This is a genomic window from Candidatus Paracaedimonas acanthamoebae (assembly GCA_017307065.1).
In the GTDB taxonomy this organism is placed as follows: Bacteria; Pseudomonadota; Alphaproteobacteria; order Caedimonadales; family Caedimonadaceae; genus Paracaedimonas; species Paracaedimonas acanthamoebae_A.
Genome location: JAFKGL010000012.1, coordinates 120,529 through 139,179, shown reverse-complemented (window position 1 = coordinate 139,179; position 18,651 = coordinate 120,529). Strand labels below are relative to the sequence as shown.

Here is an 18,651-nt window from a genome sequence, read left to right as displayed (position 1 = left end):
GCTATTTATCCATTAAAGACGACGATTGAATCACTCGGTGTAGAACATCCCATTGATTTAATGTGGTTAGCAAGTTTCCGAGCTTGCACATCATTACCACAAGGTCCGACTACAACCCGATAAAGTTGTTTTTTACTAAATTTTATAGACTCTAGACGTACAGGCATAGAACTTAATCTCCGTTGAATCAGAACTTTAGCCTGCTGAGCTTGCTGAGGATGAGCAAATGTTCCTGCCTGAATAAAAACACCTTTTGTAAAGGACGCTTTAGAAGCGTTGGTTCTATATCGCGCATTATTTCCTTTTTTATACGTGGCCTGTCCTGCACCATTTCTCGAAGACGTATAATTCACTTTTTGAATAATGGGCTCAGTTTTCTCTGATTTTTTTTCTTCGTGTTTTATCTCTTGAGAAAATTTAGTTATCTCATCTTTCAACGCTAACAAAATAGGTTCATGATTTTGAGGTGCGCGTGTTTTATTAAAAGAATTCTGTTTTTCTTTTTGTTTTTTTTGAGGAACATTTTGTGCAAGTAAAGTCTCTTTTAAACCTGGCTCTATCGTGTTGGTATGCCCCTGAACAAGTATCATTGTTTCAGGCATTAGGATTTTGACACGAACTCGAGCCGTCCCTTGCTTATAAAAACCTAAAAGTTGTGCCGTGCGCCTCGAGACATCAATAATACGCCCCTCAATAAAAGGCCCCCTATCATTAACTTTTACTTTGATGCTTCTTCCATTCTCTAAATTTTTAACTTCTAAAACACAGGGGATAGGCGCAGTTTTGTGAGCAGCACTAACCTCATTCATATCAAAGATTTCACCGTTAGATGTCTTCCTGCCATGGAATACATCTGTTCCTCCATAATAAGACGCTATTCCTTCTTCATCTATATTATAATGTGATTGCGGTGTATACCATTCACCTTTGATTTGATAAGGCTTATTATAAGCTTTTTTTGCGAAGTTAGGATGAACCTGAGAACATGCTGACAATGATTCAAAATCGTCACAAGGACCTCCACAAGCCCCTAAAAATAGCGTAGCCAATAGAGATAAAACTTGCGCAAACGACTTTATGGAATGCTTAGATTTAATCTGAGTGATTAAGTGCACTACTTCTGCCCTATCTATAGCATTAAGCATTACCTATACCGTCTAATAAAAATTACTCAGGCTTAGGTAAGAATTCATTTGTATAACCAAAAAGATAGCCGGTGACGAGACCTGCCCACTCTCTCATACTATTCCACCAAGCATGAAAACCACGATAAATGCTAAGGTTAAAAGACCAGCTATAATCGCCTCTTGTATGATAATCTACAGGATAAGGAATAACGTTCCAGCCTGCTTTCTTAAATAAAGCAACAGCACGCGGCATATGAATTGCAGATGTCACCAAAACCCACTTATCTTCCGGATTTGGCTTAATAATTTCATGGGAAAATTGGGCATTTTCAATTGTATTTTTCGACTTATCTTCAAGAGTAACTCTTCTCATATCAACCCCTAAGCGTTCAAATGCTTCTTTTGCAAATGAAGCCTCAGTTTCTTTCCCAACTAATTGATGTCCTCCTCCACTGAATAAAAGAGGAAGATGAGGATACTGCAAGGCTAATTCAATAAATTGAATCATACGACCACCAGCTTGGTTGTAAGAGGCCATATTTCTCGCATTTGAAACTGGCATATCTAAACTTCCACCAAGCAAAATTAAGCCTTTTGCGTCTGCTGAAATTTGAGAAGGTTGTTGAAAGCGATTTTCTAAAAATGTTGCAGACCATTGACCGAAAGGCAGAAAAACCATAATAACCAAGACAAATTCTGTGACAAATAAAATGCGCCGCCCCCAGGAACTCCATCGAGTTGCTAATAAATTAACCCCCAACATAATAAGCACAAAAAGAATAACATCAAAATTGATGATATAGCTAAAAACGTTATAAAGGAGATCGTAAAGCATATTATTTCCTCGATTTGGCACAAACTATCTGCATATTAGGCTATTTTAAGCTTTTTGCAAGCTGTTCTTTAGCTACTTTCTTCTTTTTTAGTGTTTTCTATTTTTCCAAAATAAGTAAGTCTTTTTAAGTCATTCTAGCAACATCATAGTTTTTCTATATTTCTTGGTTTTATCCTTCTCGAAGTTGTTGAGCTATGATAAGAAAAGGAAGATAAAATTAAAGGTATAGATGAAATTTAGTACGACACTTCTTGAAGGTATATTATTGAAGCGTTATAAGCGCTTTCTTGCGGATGTTCGTCTCGCAGGAGGCCAAGAGGTTACAGCTCACTGCCCAAACCCAGGGGCGATGCTAGATGTTGCAAGCCCTGGCCTTTCCATATGGCTTACCAGCTATCCACCAGAAAGTCCGCGCAAATTAAAATATACTTGGGAATTAGTAAAACATAATGATGTTCTTATTGGCGTCAATACCATGCACCCCAATAATATTGTTGAAGAAGCCCTTAAAGAAAAGAAGATTCCAGAATTTTCTTCTTATACAACGTGGCGAAGAGAAGTAAAATACGGCACAAATAGCCGTATTGATTTTATTCTTGAGGGCCCAAATCTTCCCCCATGTTACCTTGAAGTGAAAAATGTTCATCTTAAACGTGATGATTATGTTCAATTCCCCGATTCTGTCACTCTGCGAGGGACTAAGCATTTAAAAGAATTAGAAGCTATGAAAAAGCAAGGGGCGAGAGCCATTGTATTATATGTAGTTCAAAGAGAAGATTGCACACGCTTCAAGCCCGCAAAAATCATCGACCCTCTCTATGCAATAACAGCTTATAATGCGATGCTGCAAGGTGTAGAAACTTTATGTTATAATTGTCGAGTTACACCTGAAGAAATTATTTTAAACCAACCTATTACAGTGGAATTATAACGTTAATGACAACTTCTCCCCAAAATTTTGTTACTTACCAAGGACAAAAAATCCCCCTTCATAGTAAAGAAGATTTTGAAGGTATGCGAAAAGCTGGACGGCTAGCATCTCGCACACTTGACTTTATTGCCCCCTATATTGAACCAGGCATTTCGACTGGAAAAATAGATCAACTTTGTCATGATTTCATGGTTAACCATGGTGCAATTCCTGCAACCTTAGGATACAAAGGGTATACAAAATCCTGCTGCACTTCTGTTAACCATGTCGTCTGTCATGGAATTCCAAGTCATGAAAAAATTCTCAAAGAAGGCGATATCGTTAATATCGATGTGACCCCAATTGTTGATGGCTGGTATGGGGATACTTCGCGAATGTTTTCTGTCGGAAAAACTAGCATTCTTGCCAAGAGATTAATTGACGTAACTTATGAGGCCTTTTCACAAGCAATCAGTATTGTAAAACCAGGTATAACCTTAGGAGATATTGGCTATACGATTCAAAAAATTGCAGAATCAAACCGCTTTTCTGTTGTACGGGATTTTTGCGGACATGGTTTAGGTCGTGTCTTTCATACCGCACCTGAGGTTCTTCATTTTGGTTCCCCAGGAGAAGGTTTAGTTCTTCAGGAAGGTATGTTTTTCACTATAGAACCAATGATTAATGCTGGTCATTATGGTGTAAAAATTTTAAGTGATGGCTGGACAGCTGTGACACGAGATAAATCTCTCTCAGCCCAATTCGAGCATTCGATTGGCGTGACAGCAACAGGATATGAAATTTTTACGCTTTCCAATTAATCAAGTCATAATTTTTGCGATTATAGCTGTCTTGGAATTATATAATTACTGTAATAAAGCTTGTGCAAGCAACTTTGCTAAGCTAATTGAGTGATCGCATCCATGATTTCGGTTGATAGACGATCATTTGGATCGCCTTTTCTTTTAGCAAGATAGATGCCTAGTTTTTTAGATAAATTCCCATTTGGGGAAGAAATTACTTGAAGATTATAAGAAGATTTTACAGTATTATTATGTAGTTTTACGATAAAAGTAGGTAAATAAGCAACGGCTTTCCCTTGGCGGCATAGCTCTAAAGCAGACTCTAGCATATCTACTTTATACTTCACAGAACGTTCAATTTGTTCATCAGGCCAGCCATCCAATGTTTTTATGCTATTTGGAGAATCAATAATAGAAATTATAGGAGCCACAAAAGGAAGATCTGAAAACGCAACTTCTCCAAAAATATCTACTCGTCCATAAATTTTTAGTTCATAAGAAGTTATCCGATGATGAATGATCCCTGCCATTGGAATAGGGAGATTCGTGATTCCATAGTCAATTCGATAATCCAAAAGGCTTTTTTCTATTTCGCTTGGGATTATTTCTTGCAACATTAGTTCATTTATATGAGAGAGAGAATTTATTAGAGATCCAAGAAAATGAGTAGAAAAAATTTCAAAAGAACCAATCCGTAGAGGCTTAATAATTGAAGCATTATTCTTCTTTTTCTCTCTTAGCTCATGTCTTAATTTTTCCCAATCTTCCATAAGGGGGCGAGCTCTTCTAACAAGCTCTCGCCCGCTTTCAGTAATAGAAATTCCTCGCCCTGTCGGTACAAGTAAAGTAGTCCCTATTTCATATTCTAATTGCTTAAGAGCTTTAGAAAGTGCACTGGGAGTAATGCGTAAAGCATCTGCTGCTTTTCTAATATTCTCTATCTCGGCAACTACGAGGAAATATCTAAGTCGATTGCTGTCCATAAGTACACAAATGTTAACCTAAATTCGTTTTTTATATTTATGATTTTTATTTAGGTTATTTTTAATCGTTAATAAAAAAGGATATTTAACATGTATAATCCTGTAATTAATAAACCACAAAAGATTATTATTTGGCAAGACAAACAAAATACAGGAGCAATTGGTTGGATTGTTATTCATAATTTAGTCAATGGAGTTGCAGGAGGTGGTTTATTCATGCACCATTCTGCTTCTTTGCAAGAAGTTAAAGACCTCGCATATACAATGAGTTTAAAAAATTCATTACAATCTTCTATATTTGGAGGTGGAAAAGGAGGTATCAAATTTGATCCTTTTCATCCTGAAGCATCTTCTGTATTAAAGCGTTTTTTACAGGATAATAGCGAAATTATAAAAAATGAGTGGTGTACGGGTGGAGACCTTAACACAACCACAAAAGACATCTCAACCCATCTCGAAGAAGTAACAGATTTAAAATCTCCGTTTATATGTTTAGCGAATATGCTTGAGAAAAATGAAGGGATTAAAATTGACCTTGAAAAATTCCATCAACGCCTATTTTTCCCTGAAAATGAACTTTTTACAATAGAACAAGTTATAACAGGATATAGCCTCTTTAAAATTTTAGAAACAGAGATAAAAAAAACAAATCCTAAGCCTAAAATTATTATCCAAGGATTTGGAAAAGTTGCAAAAGCATTTTGCTATTGGATACAATCTACGTATGAAATCGTGGGTATTTGTGAACGAGATTGGTTTATTTATAATCCTCAAGGCATTCATATAGCTCCTTTATTATCTTTGGAAATTTTTGACACTCACGCATTCAAATCAAATAGAAATTTCTCTTTCACTGAGCGTAAACCCGAAGAAACTTCCGAAGATTTTTTGCTAAAATTTCTTAACCATACGCAAGGAGATATATTTTGTCCTTGCGCTGTACGCTACTCTATAACAAAAAAAATTTTAAATGCTTTAATTTCTCATACGTTCGTTCATTCCTCATTAAATAGTCCTTTAATTATATCGGGTGCCAATAATGTATTTGAAGAAAAACAACTTATTACTAAAGCTTTTAAAAATAATATAACTGTTTTTCCAGAGTGGCTTACCAACTCAGGTAGTGCGCTTTTATTCCTAGAAGCATTAAAATATCAATCTCCTCTTATTGAGTGGAAAGATTTTATTAAAAGAAGAATTTCCAATAGAATCATTAGTTTTCTAGCTGCTGCAAAAAATCTGTCTCATCTACATAAATTAAATATCTATGAAGCGTGCTGTTATCTTAGTCAAAGATTCCTTGATGAAGATAAACAAAAAATAAATAAAGTCGCATGAACAAGGAAGTAAAATGGAAAATAAATCTAACTTACATAATCTTTTTATAAAAATTTCAACGAGAGCAAGAAACTATCTTAAAATCAACAATGATATACAAAGATATCACATTTTTAACGGTATCCCTCATCAGCGTATAACAAGCAAAAAAGAAATTTTTGACTTATATCAATTAGGTATATTTTCTTCCTCAGATCAAAAAATTGCAGAAAATTTAGAGCTTGTGGAATTACAACCCAATGCAAATTACCGCCCCCATTATCACAAAAATAGTACGGCAACTATTTATATCATCCTTGGTTCTGGTGAATTTATTCTAAATGAAAAACACATTATATATAACCCTGGTAAACGTATCCTAATTCCTGCAGGAATTATGCATGGTTTTCAGACAAAAACACGTACCCTCTTTTTAAGTATTCAAAGCCCCCCCATCATTGATCCTCAAAACAAACATATTGATATACATTATGAAAAGGAAAATAGTTATGAAGAAAATTAATTACGATAATATTCCCCTAGGAAAAGGTATCCCAACGAATATGGGTTTAGATCACGTGGGAATTGTTGTTCCAAATGCTCAAGAAGCTGCAGATTTTTTAATGGAAGTTTTCGATGCAGACTTTGATTGGGAGGTTAAAAGAGAGCCACAGCCAACGGCAGGAGAGCGAGGATGGTCAACTCTGTTTGGAGTACACCCAGAATCCTATTTATCTCATGTTATTATGTTAAAATGCGGCGAACATCATTTGACACAATATATTGAACTATTTGAATGGAAATCACCTGATCAACTCACTCTACAAGGTGAAAATGGTTGGCACAAATTTAGTGACCTTGGTAATAGCTATATATCTTTTACTGTAAAAGATATGGATCAAGTCGTTAAACATATCAAAGAAAAAGTAATTCCTAAGTGGAAAGGAACGCGCTTTATCCAAGATCCACCGATGAATTTTCCTTTGCGTGGTGAAGTTTGTACTTCTACTTTTATCGTCTCTCCTTGGGGAATGTGGATAGAATTGACATCTTGGAGTCAATCAAAAGAAACAGGAAAAGTTATTAAAGCTCAACAGACATTTGAACAGAATAAATATATTGGACAATCTATAAATAACCTCCCAACTCCTGCTTTCTTGATTGATTTGGATGCGGTTGATCACAACGTTGACCTGATGGTCTCTCGAATAATAAATAAAGGTGTCGAATGGAGAGTTCCTGCAAAAGCTCATAAATGTCCAGAACTTGCACAATATATGATAGATAAAGGTGCAAATGGTGTTGTTCTGCTTACACTATCAGAAGCAGAATTCTTTGCAGATCATGGTATTCAAAATATATATCTAGCAAACATATTATTTACGAAAGAAGAACTAGAAAGACTCTCTTTACTTGCAAAGAAAATTAAGCACTTACGAGTTGCCGTTGATAGTGTTGACTATTTAAGGGATTTAGCTGCAGCTGTTGAACGTTGGGAAATTACAAGCCCTATAGAGGTATTAGTAGAACTAAATATCAACCATAATAGGTGTGGCGCAAGTGTTGTAGATGCCGTAGAAATAGCCCAAATTGCTAAAGAGATCGAAACAACAACAGGCTCAATAATTTTCTCTGGTATTACGGGTTATGAAGGCCACACCCCGATACTACCACCAGAAGAAAAAACACAACAAACACTAATTTCTCATAAGATACTTGCCGATGCAAAAGCAGCTATTGAAGCTAAAGGAATAGACGTAAAAGTGGTCAGTGGAGGAGGAAGTTGTAATTATATCGATTGTCTAAATGCTAATATTTTAACAGAAATACAAGCAGGCGGTGGTGCTATTTGCGATTTACTTTATTCGCGGAAAGCCAACTTGGGAGACCATGGGCATAAAATTGGTGCCTTAGTCTTAAGTCAGGTTATTAGCGTTCCAAATGATAAAAGTCGGGCTGTCACGAATGCGGGTTTTAAAGCTATTGGTTGGCACCCTTTCGGAGGTTTACCAGAACCTAGAGATCGCAAAGATCTCGTTGTTGTTGGATTAAGCGCAGAGCATGCGAGATTTGAAGGAATTGATTTAGCTAAATCTACGGCAAGTGAAATTGTTAAGGGGCAAGCAAATGTTGAACGCGGAGAAAAAATAGTCCTTATTCCAGGATATACAGATGCCATGGGGTTCTTACATAAAGAAATATATGGCGTTCGCAAAGATCTCGTTGAACATGTTTGGAAAACTTGTTCAGCCAATAATTGGAATTGAATAATTATCATGAAAATGCCTGATACCCTTGAGAGAATGATGTTTGGTTTTATTGAGAGTCAAACATTATTCGTAGGAGATAAAATAAAATTGTTTGATTACTTGGAAGAAAAAGGACCATCAAATTGTGAAAACATTAGCCGTGCTCTTAATTTACCTTCCTCGTCATTAGAGCGCTTATTAATCGTTGCAACTTGTATTAATTTATTAGAAAAAAGGAATCAAAACTATCAGTTAAAATCTGAATGGACCCCATTTCTTTCTCGAAAAAGCGATCAATATTGTGGTGAAAAATTTTCTCATTATTGGAAAACATCTTATAAAATTTTTGACCACTTAAAAACAGCCTTAGAGGAAAACAAGCCTCAATGGGATAAAATAGATAAACAGGAGTCTTCTAATAGCGCGTTAGTGAATGTTTATGCTGATTTTATCTATCTAAACGATACATCTACAAGAGAATTTTTAGAAACTATGTGGGCTTCTGGTTACAGAGATTCTGTTGAATTATGTGAAAAATTTACTTTTGATAACTATAAAAATCTTATTGATTTGGGAGGAGCAACTGGGTCTTTTTCTATTGCGGCACTTCATGCAAATAAAGATTTGAATGCAATAATTATGGACTGCGTAGATATTAAACCTTATGCAGAGAAAAAGTTTCATGAACACAATATGCTGGATCGGATAAATTTTCATCCAGGCGATATGTTTAAAGATAATTTGCCGACAGGAGACATGTATTCAATTGGTTATGTTTTATCAGATTGGCCAGAACAAGACTGCCTTTCATTAATACAAAAAATTTATGATTCTCTTCCATCAAAAGGGTTGATTGTTATTTTAGAGAAATTTTTTAATGAAGATAAAACAGGACCATATCTTACCGCTATGTTGAATCTAACTATGCTACTTGAAATGCATGGTTCCCACAGAACAACTTCTGAATATATGGATTGGTTAAAAGCCGTTGGGTTTACAAACTGCCAAACTATATATTCTTCTGGTGAAAAACACATGATTATAGCTCAGAAAAAATAACCGAGAAAAATAAAATTATAAATTCTTATAGAACACTTTTTTACCTTGGGACCTGAAACAAGGAAGCTAGAAGCCGTCCTATTTTTAGGGCATCAACAAAGAGGAAATTCAAAATGTCTTTATTTTTATCAAGAAATAGCAAAAAACTGATGAATAATAACTACCTTATCATTTTAGTATTATTTTTTATAACTTGCAATTCTAATTTAGTTTTTGGATCGAGGCATCTGATTGATTTTGATACTAAAAACCTAGAAAGAAACAAAAATATCCAGCAATTAGAACAAGATTTTTTAAACTCTCTAACAGAAGAAGATAGAGAAAATGATCTTCAAATACATCAACCTCTTTTGGAAGCAACGTCAAGTTCTTATCTATCAATTAATCAAAAATATCCGGAAAATGATTTTTTAGAATGGCTTGTTAAAGATCAATTTTCTAAATTTAGTTCTCAACCTCTTACTTCTAACAAATGCTTTAAAAGGTCTTTATTTACGATAGAAGCTTTTAGTGGAGGTGCCAGTAGCGTTATATTTTTTGTTCTTGGATATAATTTTATTGAGCGCTTTTTGAAATCAACAACCGTGCCACGCACTGGGCAGATCATTCTATCTTCTTTATATGGTATGACTGATTACATCCCTATGGTTTTTCTAGGAACTGAATTAACCTCAAATGTCATCAATAAACTATTTCATAAAAAGTCCCAGGAAGAAAAATCAATTGAAAGAAAAACAACATGTAAGGATCATATTTTAGAATATGGATTGAAGACACCTGTTATGATAGCAGCCATTTTATCTGCGTCTCCTCTTGTCTATTTAACCTATGATGATTTATTCCATTATATTAAATGGGCATGGCTTGTTCCAGGGATACCAACATTTTATGTACGGACTTTTATAGATTATTATTCAATAACTACCTTATCTTGGAATATATATAGTTCTCTAAAAGCCCCTATAGATAAAAGATTTGCGCGTTCTAACCCTCATAGTAGACGAGCTTATTCATTACGCATAAGAAATGTTCTCCAAAAAGCGCACTCATATATATCTTCCCTAAATTATTCCCAGGCTGAGGAGCTAACACAAATTCTTAAAGAGGACCTGGATCCTCTGGAAAAATTTAAAATTCTCTTTCATCCAGAGGATTTCATTACAGAACCAGTTAATATAAAAAAAGGCTCTCTCTTAAGAAGTATTATAGGAATTGCTGGTGGAATAGTGGGAAGTTGCGGCCAGATGATAGTATATCCTGTAGAACAAGATTCGTTTGCCCATCTTTTGACATTAGTTGGTCTCGAAAATAAAAAGCCTCTGATAAATACTCTTGCAATTATAGGGACAGTCACTGCTTCTAGTTTGAGTGCTTTAGCTACTTGGAATAGCACTCTCAAATTTTATGATGCCGTCTCTGGAATATTTTCATCGATTTTCAATTGTTTTAAACCTCAATCAGAAAAAATAATTAATACTGAAAAAGAAAATAGATTTTTTTGGAAACGCCTGGGCGTAGGCATCGTCTCTGGAATATTAGCGGTTTGCAGTGTAGGACCATCAGCAGAGGTTACTCTTAAATTTTTAAATATAAATGAGATTTTTCCAAAGCTTGAACTTGCATGCGCGGTAATTGCAGTGTTTTCAACCACTTTTTGGGTTATGGATGAAGTCTTATTAAAATTACTAAAAGCCGAAGATCCCCGCCAACAACTCTTAAATATTATAGATGAAATCATTTTAAAGATTCCAGATCTTTCTAAAAAAGAGCTCAGAAGGCTAGTTCATATGTTTCAAGAAGGAGTAAATATTTAAAATTTTAAATCATCGTATTCTCAAAAAGACTAAAAATATTTGACAAAAAGGATATACATAATGACGCAAGTAAACTTGATAGATACATTTAGCGTACATCACCTTAAGCCTGTTTATGAAAAAATTAAAAATGAAACTTGGGGTGAAGATAGTATAAATTTTGCGAGCTTGATTAGCATGCAAGAACTTATGAAATTTAATGACTGGCTTAATCTTACATCAGAGAAAATTATTTTAGATGTATGTTGTGGCGTTGGTGAAACGACCATGTACTTTGCTCAGAAAAATAATTGTACAGCATATGGTATAGATATCAGCACTGAGGCGATAAATTCTGCCAATAATTCAACCAAAAAAGATGGCTTAAATGTTAAATTTTTAGAAGGAGATCTAAAAAATAATCTTCCTTTTTCAAATACTTATTTTGATGCAATTGTTTGCATAGAAGCAATTCTTTATTTTGATTATCATGAGAGGCTTCGTATTCTAAAAGAATGGAACAGGATATTAAAACCTAATGGTAAATTAATTTACACAGATCCTTGCATAACATCAGGAATTCTTAGTAATGAGGAAATTTTACAACGTGTTATATCTGGAACATATTTTTTTACTCCTCCTAAATTACAAGATGACCTTTTCAAAAGTAGCGGCTTTGAACTTATAAAATCAGAAGATTTTACAGAAAATAATGCAGCAAAATTATCAAAAAAATGGTTGGAAGCAAGAGAAAGAAAAAAACTCGATCTAGAAAAATTAGAAGGTATAGAAACATTTAACCGTATCCAATCTTTTCTTAACGTCTATCATCAACTTTATAGTAAAAATAACAATCAGAGGAAGCTTTCTCAATTCGCCTACTATTTAGTTAAACGTGAAGAGTTACTTTAGTAGGTTTGTAGACAATTTCTTTCATTCATTAAGAAATATTTTATAGGGCACGAATATAAGAGCATTCATAATAAACGTTCTTCTAAGACTTTAATATGGATGCTTTTTAATGATCTTGATGAATATCGATCTTCTAAGTTAGGATCAAGAAGATCTATCCAAAATTCTCCTTTTGTTTCAAAAATATGCTTGAGCAATGTACTCTTGCCTGTATTCCTAGCTCCAAATAAAAAGAAGCTACGTGAAGAGGGTAACTTAAGAAATCTATTTGTAAATTTCATTTTAGACTTTAATCATATTATATCCGACATATTCGGAGTATAGTCTAATTTTAATCATGAGATTAGAAAATAGAGGTTCTGTTAAAACGCGACATTACTACTTGGGACTTACATTAATAGATCACACAATTATGATTATGCAAAACCCGAATACTCAGAACTAATCTCTGTTTATGGAGAGAATGACTAAAGATACCTTATATACTCTCATTCATAATTAAATGTACGGTTGTTAATGGTTTTTTCCCTCGCAAACTATTTACCGTTCTTCTACAGGAAATTCTAATCATCTCAGAAAGCATTTCTTCTTTATGCCAATACTCTTTTGGCATCTCTTCAAATGCCAATTCAATTTGTTTCCCAATTGCCTGGATTGTCTCTTCTTCAGCACCTTCTTCGGCAATCCCCAAGAGAGTAATGTGCGGTTGCCCATAGACTTGCTCATCTGCGTTTACAACAATTGTTATAAATACAACGCCTGTTGTCATAAGCTTTGCCCGCTCTCTCATCTGAAGACTAAATAAAGGCACAACAACATTCCCATCTAGAGTTAGCTGTCCATGAGGAACTTCACCTATTATAGTAGGTTCATCAGAAGTCAGATTAATGAGAGCCCCATTATAAGGAACAATTACTTTTTCTATCCCTAAAGATTGGGCATATTTTGCGTGCTCCCGCAAATGAGACGGCTCTCCATGAACTGGCACAACAATCTTAGGTTGAACCCAAGAATACATATCTTTTAAATCTTCTCGAGCTGGGTGACCAGAAACATGAATCCCTTCAATTTCATCCGCATGAATTACTTTTGTTCCCATCTCAATCAACTGTTCTTGGATTCCTTTCACAGAAATTTCATTTCCTGGAATCATCCGTGCAGAAAAAATAACTGTGTCCCCCTCACTTAACTTCAACCGTGGATGTTCATTTGAAGACATTCGCGCAAGTGCAGATCGCGCCTCTCCTTGAGAACCTGTTGAAATTAATAATATCTTTTTACGGTCTAAATCCTGAATGTCATCTTCTGCTACAAAAGGAGGAATTCCTTTTAAGTAACCAAGCTCTCTAGCTGCCTTTTCCATCCGAATCATAGAACGCCCCACCAGGACAGGAACACGGCCAGCTTCTTGAGCTGCAATTGCACAGCTTGTAAGACGAGCAACATTACTCGCAAAACAAGCAATTACCACACGCCCTTCTTTTTGACTCTTCACGAGGTCAATTAAATGCTTACGAACCGAGGCTTCAGAATCCGTTTTACCTTCAACAAAAACGTTTGTTGAATCACAAACAAGTGCAAGCACTCCTTCACGTCCAAAATCTTTCAACATTTGTATATCTGTTGTTTCACCGATCAAAGGCTCTGGATCAAGCTTCCAATCTCCCGTATGAATCACTGTACCTACTTCAGTTCTAATAGCTAAAGCATTAGGCTCAGGGATTGAATGAGTTAAATTAATAAAATTAATTTTAAAAGGATTGAGATCTATTTCACCATTCAAAGGTATTTCAAAAAGCGGCACTTTCTCTAAAAGCCCAACTTCTTGCAATTTTGCTTTTAGAATACGAGAAGTAAAGGGAGTTGCATAAATAGGGCATAATAATTTTTCCCATAAATAAGGAATAGCACCTATATGATCTTCATGAGCATGTGTCACGACAAGCCCTATCAGATCTTTTAGCTGTTTGGTAATAAAATTAATATCAGGCATGATAATTTCTATGCCGAGCTGATCTCCAAAAGTAATACCACAATCAACCATTAACCATTTTTTTTGGAATCCATATAAGTTCAGATTCATCCCAATCTCATTACATCCACCTAAAGGCAGAAATAATAGATCGTCAGGCTTATACCGCGGATTATCTTGTATTTTTTTATTTATTTTTCTCATGAATAATTGCAAGTCCATTTAATGTTAAATTTGGATCATAAATATCTATTACCTCAGTTGCTGGCTTAATCAAACCACCCAACCCTCCTGTGGCAATAACTTTAATTTGTTGTATGTTAAACCGTTCAATACATTCTTTTTGGGCTCGAGTGACTAACCCTTCTATCATAGATACATACCCCCAAAACACACCTGCCATCATAGAATCAACAGTGTTAGTCCCAATGATATGTTTAGGCTGACTGATTGAAATCATTGGGAGCTTTGCGGCGGCATTATAGAGAGCTTCAAGAGAACAATTAACGCCCGGCGCTATTGCTGTACCACAGAAATTTCCCTCTGCATCAATTAAGCTCATTGTTGTTGCTGTTCCAAAATCAATGACTAATAATGGCCCTCCATATAAAGTATGAGCAGCAACAGCATTTACCATCATATCAGCCCCTTCTTCACCAGGCTGATCAATCTTGGAGAGAATTCCTAGATTCAAGAATGAGCTTCCTATAACAAGAGGCTTATTCTTAAGATAATGGGAGCAAAATTCTTGTAAAGATTCCACAAGATCAGGAACTACTGAACAAAGAATTGTTTCTTTAATATCTTGAAAAGATAAATTATGAAGCTTGAGAATTTGCCCAAACCATACAGCCCATTCATCCACAGTATATCTAGAATTCGTTCTTGCACGCCAAGTGTATATTAACTCTCTTTGCTTAAAAAGTGCGAAACAAACATTTGTATTTCCAGCATCAATTGCAAGAAGCATTTTTTAATCCTGTAATAAAAAAACATCACCAGCAGATATTTTTTTAACTTCTTTGTTAGGAAGCTCTACCAATAATCTACCCTCTTGATCAAGATCAATAAATTTTCCTTTGATTTTTTCAGTCATCCCTTTCTTTCTTAGGATGATTTCTATTTCTCCCCCAAAACCAGCGGCATCTTTGAGCCAAAGCGCTCTTATCTCAGAAAATCCTTTATCTTCCAAGTGGTTCATTTTAGTGGTGAAATGTGTTATTAATAAAGAAAGGACTTCGTCTGGAGAAGGAACCTTTCCTCCTGTTTCTCTTAGAGAAGTTGCAAGATACTGTACTCCTCTAGGAGAATCCTGTAGATTAATCCCAACTCCTACAAGTAACCAAGAAGAATCAATAATTTCTAATAAAATACCCGATATCTTTTGCCCTCCAGCTAAAAGATCATTTGGCCATTTATATTTAACTTCTTCAGTGTATTGATTTTTTGAAAGGTAATGCTGAATAACTTCTCTTACGGCTAAAGCCGCTACAAATGAAATCTGCCCCCAAGTGTGAAAAGGCTGAGATGGTTTAAATGCAAGTGTCGTATAAAGATTTCCTGTTAGAGGGATCCATTTCCGATCATATTTTCCTCTACCTTTCGTTTGATCATAAGCAAGAACGGCAAACTGATCTTCAAGGTCAATTAACTGAGCCGCTTGATCCATTGTATTTTCGACAGTTTGATAGGTATAGATCTTCCAAGTTTTTGTTAACATAACTAGAAAAGGGCCTTAGCTGCATTTTGAAGAATTAAGAGAAACGCTTGAGGATAAAGTCCATAGAAAATTACAATCAATGCTGCCATATTCATAACAATCGTTGTTTCAAAAGAAATATATCTATCCAATCCTGGGCTCAATAACGTTTTCTCCGCTTCATTAAAATACATAATTTTGATGATTCTTAGATAATAAAAAGCAGCAACCACGCTCGCAATCATACCTGCTAAAGGTAATAGGATATAATTGGATTTTATTGCGACCATAAAAACATTCATCTTTACAAAGAACCCCGCAAAAGGAGGAATACCAGCTAATGAAAACATTAAAATTGCCATCACTGCAGCGATCAAAGGATACTCATGAGATAAGTTTGCAAATTCTTCTATGGTGTTTATACTTTTTCCATTCCGTCTTAAATTCAAAAGACATGCAAAAACACCTATAATTGTAAATACATAGACAACAAAGTATGAAAGTATACTCTCTACGCCAGCTTGATTTCTACTTAATGCTCCTATTAAAATATATCCCATATGCGAAATTGTTGAATAGGCGAGAAGTCTTTTGTAATTCTTTTGGAAAAGTGCCGTGAAAGCCCCCAAAAACATAGATAAAATGGAAAATATGATAAAAGCTGTTTCCCACAAAAAATAATGATCTTCCGTAAATTGAATGAATAAACGCACGACTACAGAAAATATTGCTACTTTTGGTGCTGTCGCTAGAAATGATGTGATTGAAGTTGAACTCCCTTCATAAACATCAGGAGTCCACATATGAAAAGGAACCAACGAAATTTTGAATGCAAGTCCTGAAAGTATCATGGTAATACCAACAATCAACATAGGGTCAGTCATCGGAATTTCTGTAAAAGCAGTCATCAAACTTTGAAATTCAGTTGTTCCCGTAAGAGCATATAAAAGACTACTCCCGAATAAGAAAAGAGCCGTTGAAAGAGATCCTAGAATAAAATACTTAAGTCCTGCCTCTGTTGTTAAGATCTGATCTCGCGGCAAAGCAATCAAGATATAAAGTGCTAAACTTTGTAACTCCAACCCCAGAAAAAGAGAAATAAGGTCGTTGGAGGAGATCATCAACATCATTCCTATTGTCGAAAATAGCATTAAAATAGGGATCTCAAATTGTACTAATTGATCATTTTGAAAGTGTCGAAAACTCATAAAAACAACAAACACAACAGCAAGGATAACAATTATTTTGCAAAATTGAGTATAGGCATTTGCAATAAAAAAATTATTAAATGAAACCGTGGGTTGTGAAGGAAAGAGAGACACTAGATATGCCGCAACAGCAAGAGAAAAAATAAGAATATATGTTGTTATATTTAGGGATGATTCTTTTTTTAAAACACCTATTAGAATCATGAGCAACACCATAATTGTTAAAAAACATTCTGGCAGAATAGATAGAAACTCAGCAAGTGTTGAAATATACATTAAAGCTGCCCTTCTAGTTTTAATTTTGTGTAAAATGGGGCAATAATTTTTTCAATTGCGGTTTCACTCAGAACAAAAATAGGTTTAGGATAGATCCCTAAAAAGATGATAGAGGCGATAATTGGGAATAAATATAGTTTTTCAATAAGAATTAAATCACTTAGCTTTTCTAGAGATTTATCTATAATTTTGCCAAGCATTACTCTTTTATAAAGCCAAAGAGCATAAGCCGCGCTTAACACAATCCCTCCTCCCATCATAAAAGCCATCCAACCACTTTTCTCAAATGACGCCACAAGCACTAGGAGCTCTCCCACAAATCCAGAAGTCCCCGGGAGTCCTATTGATCCTAAGAGACCTATCATAAACACAACAGCAAACTGCGGCATTCTAGACCTTGCGCCTGAATATCTAACAATTTCTCTAGAATGAACACGATTGTATAAAATCCCCACAGATAAGAATAAAGCAGCCGAAATAATCCCATGACTTATCATTTGGAATAAAGCCCCTTTTACACCCTGCTCTGTAAATGTAAAAATCCCAAATGTTACAAATCCCATATGCGCAATTGATGAATATGCAACAAGTTTTTTCATGTCTTCTTGCACAAGAGCAATAAGCGAAGCATACACGATAGCAATTATACTTAATCCAAAAACATACGGCGCAAAAAACTGTGAAGGTTCAGGAAATAACGGCAAAGAAAACCTTAAAAAGCCATACCCCCCCATTTTTAATAAAATAGCCGCTAAAATTACTGAACCTGCTGTCGGCGCCTCTACGTGTGCATTCGGAAGCCATGTATGCACAGGCCACATCGGAATTTTAACAGCAAAACTTATGAAGAACGCCGCCCATAACCAATACTGTTTTTCTCCAGAGAACGTATAACGATATGCCTCAATTAAATCCGTTGTCCCAATCTCGCCATAGATTGCAAATATCGCAATTAGCATTAAAACGGATCCCGAAAGCGTAAAAAGGAAAAATTTAAAAGCCGCATGGACGCGATTTTTCCCACCCCAAATTCCTATAATTAAATACATTGGGATCAATACAGCTTCAAAAAAAATATAGAAAAGGACTAAATCAAGAGCACAAAAACTTCCCATAATTAAGGTTTCAAGCACGAGAAATGTGACCATATATTCTTTTACTTTATCAGTAATTACATTCCAGCTTGCAAGAATAGCTAAGGGTGTTAAAAACGTTGTTAATAAAATGAAAATAAGGGAAATACCATCAATCCCCACGCAATAATTTAGCGAAAGTTTCGGAATCCATAGATACCTTTCCACTAACTGAAAATCTGATAGCGTTGATTTAAAATAAGACAAGACCACTAATGATAAAACAAATGTAGTGATAGAAGTTAAAAGAGCAACACCACGCGCATTTTGAGAAACAGATAAGGGATCGTTTTTAATTAAAAGTATGGCAAGAGCCCCTAACAAAGGCAAAAATATCATTAAAGTTAATAATGGTAATTGTTCCATATCCGACTT

The 18,651-nt window shown here is 35.1% G+C and carries 16 protein-coding genes; 8 read left to right on the top strand and 8 right to left on the bottom strand.

The annotated features are described in order from the left end of the window. Positions 1 to 5 precede the first annotated feature (5 nt). Together J0H12_02395 and J0H12_02390 are read right to left on the bottom strand one after the other, a co-directional pair. Positions 6 to 1,145 (bottom strand): septal ring lytic transglycosylase RlpA family protein, encoded by a 1,140-nt coding sequence (locus tag J0H12_02395; GenBank protein MBN9412763.1) that lies wholly within the window; start codon positions 1,143 to 1,145, stop codon positions 6 to 8. Between the two features lie 22 nt (positions 1,146 to 1,167). Continuing rightward, positions 1,168 to 1,962, bottom strand: coding sequence for a YdcF family protein (locus J0H12_02390; GenBank protein ID MBN9412762.1), 795 nt, complete (start codon positions 1,960 to 1,962; stop codon positions 1,168 to 1,170). A 229-nt stretch (positions 1,963 to 2,191) separates the two neighbouring features. Here J0H12_02390 and sfsA point away from each other — a divergent pair, with 229 nt between their 5' ends. Together sfsA and map are read left to right on the top strand one after the other, a co-directional pair. Next, a complete protein-coding gene (gene sfsA, locus J0H12_02385) occupies positions 2,192 to 2,893 on the top strand; it encodes a DNA/RNA nuclease SfsA (protein ID MBN9412761.1) in 702 nt (233 codons plus the stop codon). A 5-nt stretch (positions 2,894 to 2,898) separates the two neighbouring features. Continuing rightward, positions 2,899 to 3,693 (top strand): type I methionyl aminopeptidase, encoded by a 795-nt coding sequence (map, locus tag J0H12_02380; protein ID MBN9412760.1) that lies wholly within the window; start codon positions 2,899 to 2,901, stop codon positions 3,691 to 3,693. A 77-nt stretch (positions 3,694 to 3,770) separates the two neighbouring features. On the opposite strand, the gene J0H12_02375 is transcribed toward map, so the two are convergent. Next, complete coding sequence (locus J0H12_02375) at positions 3,771 to 4,658, bottom strand: LysR family transcriptional regulator (GenBank protein ID MBN9412759.1); 888 nt, start codon at positions 4,656 to 4,658, stop codon at positions 3,771 to 3,773. 90 nt (positions 4,659 to 4,748) lie between these two features. On the opposite strand from J0H12_02375, the gene J0H12_02370 reads away from it, so the two are divergent. The 6 genes from J0H12_02370 (at position 4,749) to J0H12_02345 (ending at position 11,988) form a co-directional block, all read left to right on the top strand. Then, positions 4,749 to 5,996 (top strand): hypothetical protein, encoded by a 1,248-nt coding sequence (locus J0H12_02370; protein MBN9412758.1) that lies wholly within the window; start codon positions 4,749 to 4,751, stop codon positions 5,994 to 5,996. Between the two features lie 13 nt (positions 5,997 to 6,009). Further along, positions 6,010 to 6,498: a cupin domain-containing protein gene (locus J0H12_02365; GenBank protein ID MBN9412757.1), complete on the top strand. Its 489-nt coding sequence runs from the start codon at positions 6,010 to 6,012 to the stop codon at positions 6,496 to 6,498. Next, positions 6,485 to 8,242: an alanine racemase gene (locus tag J0H12_02360; GenBank protein ID MBN9412756.1), complete on the top strand. Its 1,758-nt coding sequence runs from the start codon at positions 6,485 to 6,487 to the stop codon at positions 8,240 to 8,242. The genes J0H12_02365 and J0H12_02360 overlap by 14 nt, the downstream gene beginning before the upstream one ends. Before the next feature lie 9 nt (positions 8,243 to 8,251). Beyond that, positions 8,252 to 9,283, top strand: a complete 1,032-nt coding sequence (locus J0H12_02355) for a hypothetical protein (protein MBN9412755.1) — start codon at positions 8,252 to 8,254, stop codon at positions 9,281 to 9,283. Positions 9,284 to 9,396: 113 nt separating this feature from the next. Continuing rightward, a complete protein-coding gene (locus J0H12_02350) occupies positions 9,397 to 11,097 on the top strand; it encodes a hypothetical protein (GenBank protein ID MBN9412754.1) in 1,701 nt (566 codons plus the stop codon). 60 nt (positions 11,098 to 11,157) lie between these two features. Continuing rightward, on the top strand, positions 11,158 to 11,988 hold the full coding sequence (locus tag J0H12_02345) for a methyltransferase domain-containing protein (protein ID MBN9412753.1): 831 nt from the start codon (positions 11,158 to 11,160) through the stop codon (positions 11,986 to 11,988). 478 nt (positions 11,989 to 12,466) lie between these two features. On the opposite strand, the gene J0H12_02340 is transcribed toward J0H12_02345, so the two are convergent. From J0H12_02340 to J0H12_02320, 5 genes are all read right to left on the bottom strand, one after another. After that, positions 12,467 to 14,071, bottom strand: a complete 1,605-nt coding sequence (locus J0H12_02340) for a ribonuclease J (protein MBN9412752.1) — start codon at positions 14,069 to 14,071, stop codon at positions 12,467 to 12,469. Between the two features lie 76 nt (positions 14,072 to 14,147). Then, positions 14,148 to 14,930 carry a type III pantothenate kinase gene (locus J0H12_02335; GenBank protein MBN9412751.1) on the bottom strand — a complete coding sequence of 261 codons (783 nt, stop codon included), beginning with the start codon at positions 14,928 to 14,930 and terminating at the stop codon, positions 14,148 to 14,150. A 3-nt stretch (positions 14,931 to 14,933) separates the two neighbouring features. Continuing rightward, positions 14,934 to 15,680, bottom strand: a complete 747-nt coding sequence (locus J0H12_02330) for a biotin--[acetyl-CoA-carboxylase] ligase (protein ID MBN9412750.1) — start codon at positions 15,678 to 15,680, stop codon at positions 14,934 to 14,936. Between the two features lie 2 nt (positions 15,681 to 15,682). Beyond that, positions 15,683 to 17,143, bottom strand: coding sequence for an NADH-quinone oxidoreductase subunit N (locus tag J0H12_02325; GenBank protein MBN9412749.1), 1,461 nt, complete (start codon positions 17,141 to 17,143; stop codon positions 15,683 to 15,685). Further along, positions 17,143 to 18,642 (bottom strand): NADH-quinone oxidoreductase subunit M, encoded by a 1,500-nt coding sequence (locus J0H12_02320; protein MBN9412748.1) that lies wholly within the window; start codon positions 18,640 to 18,642, stop codon positions 17,143 to 17,145. The genes J0H12_02325 and J0H12_02320 overlap by 1 nt, the downstream gene beginning before the upstream one ends. Positions 18,643 to 18,651: the final 9 nt, after the last annotated feature.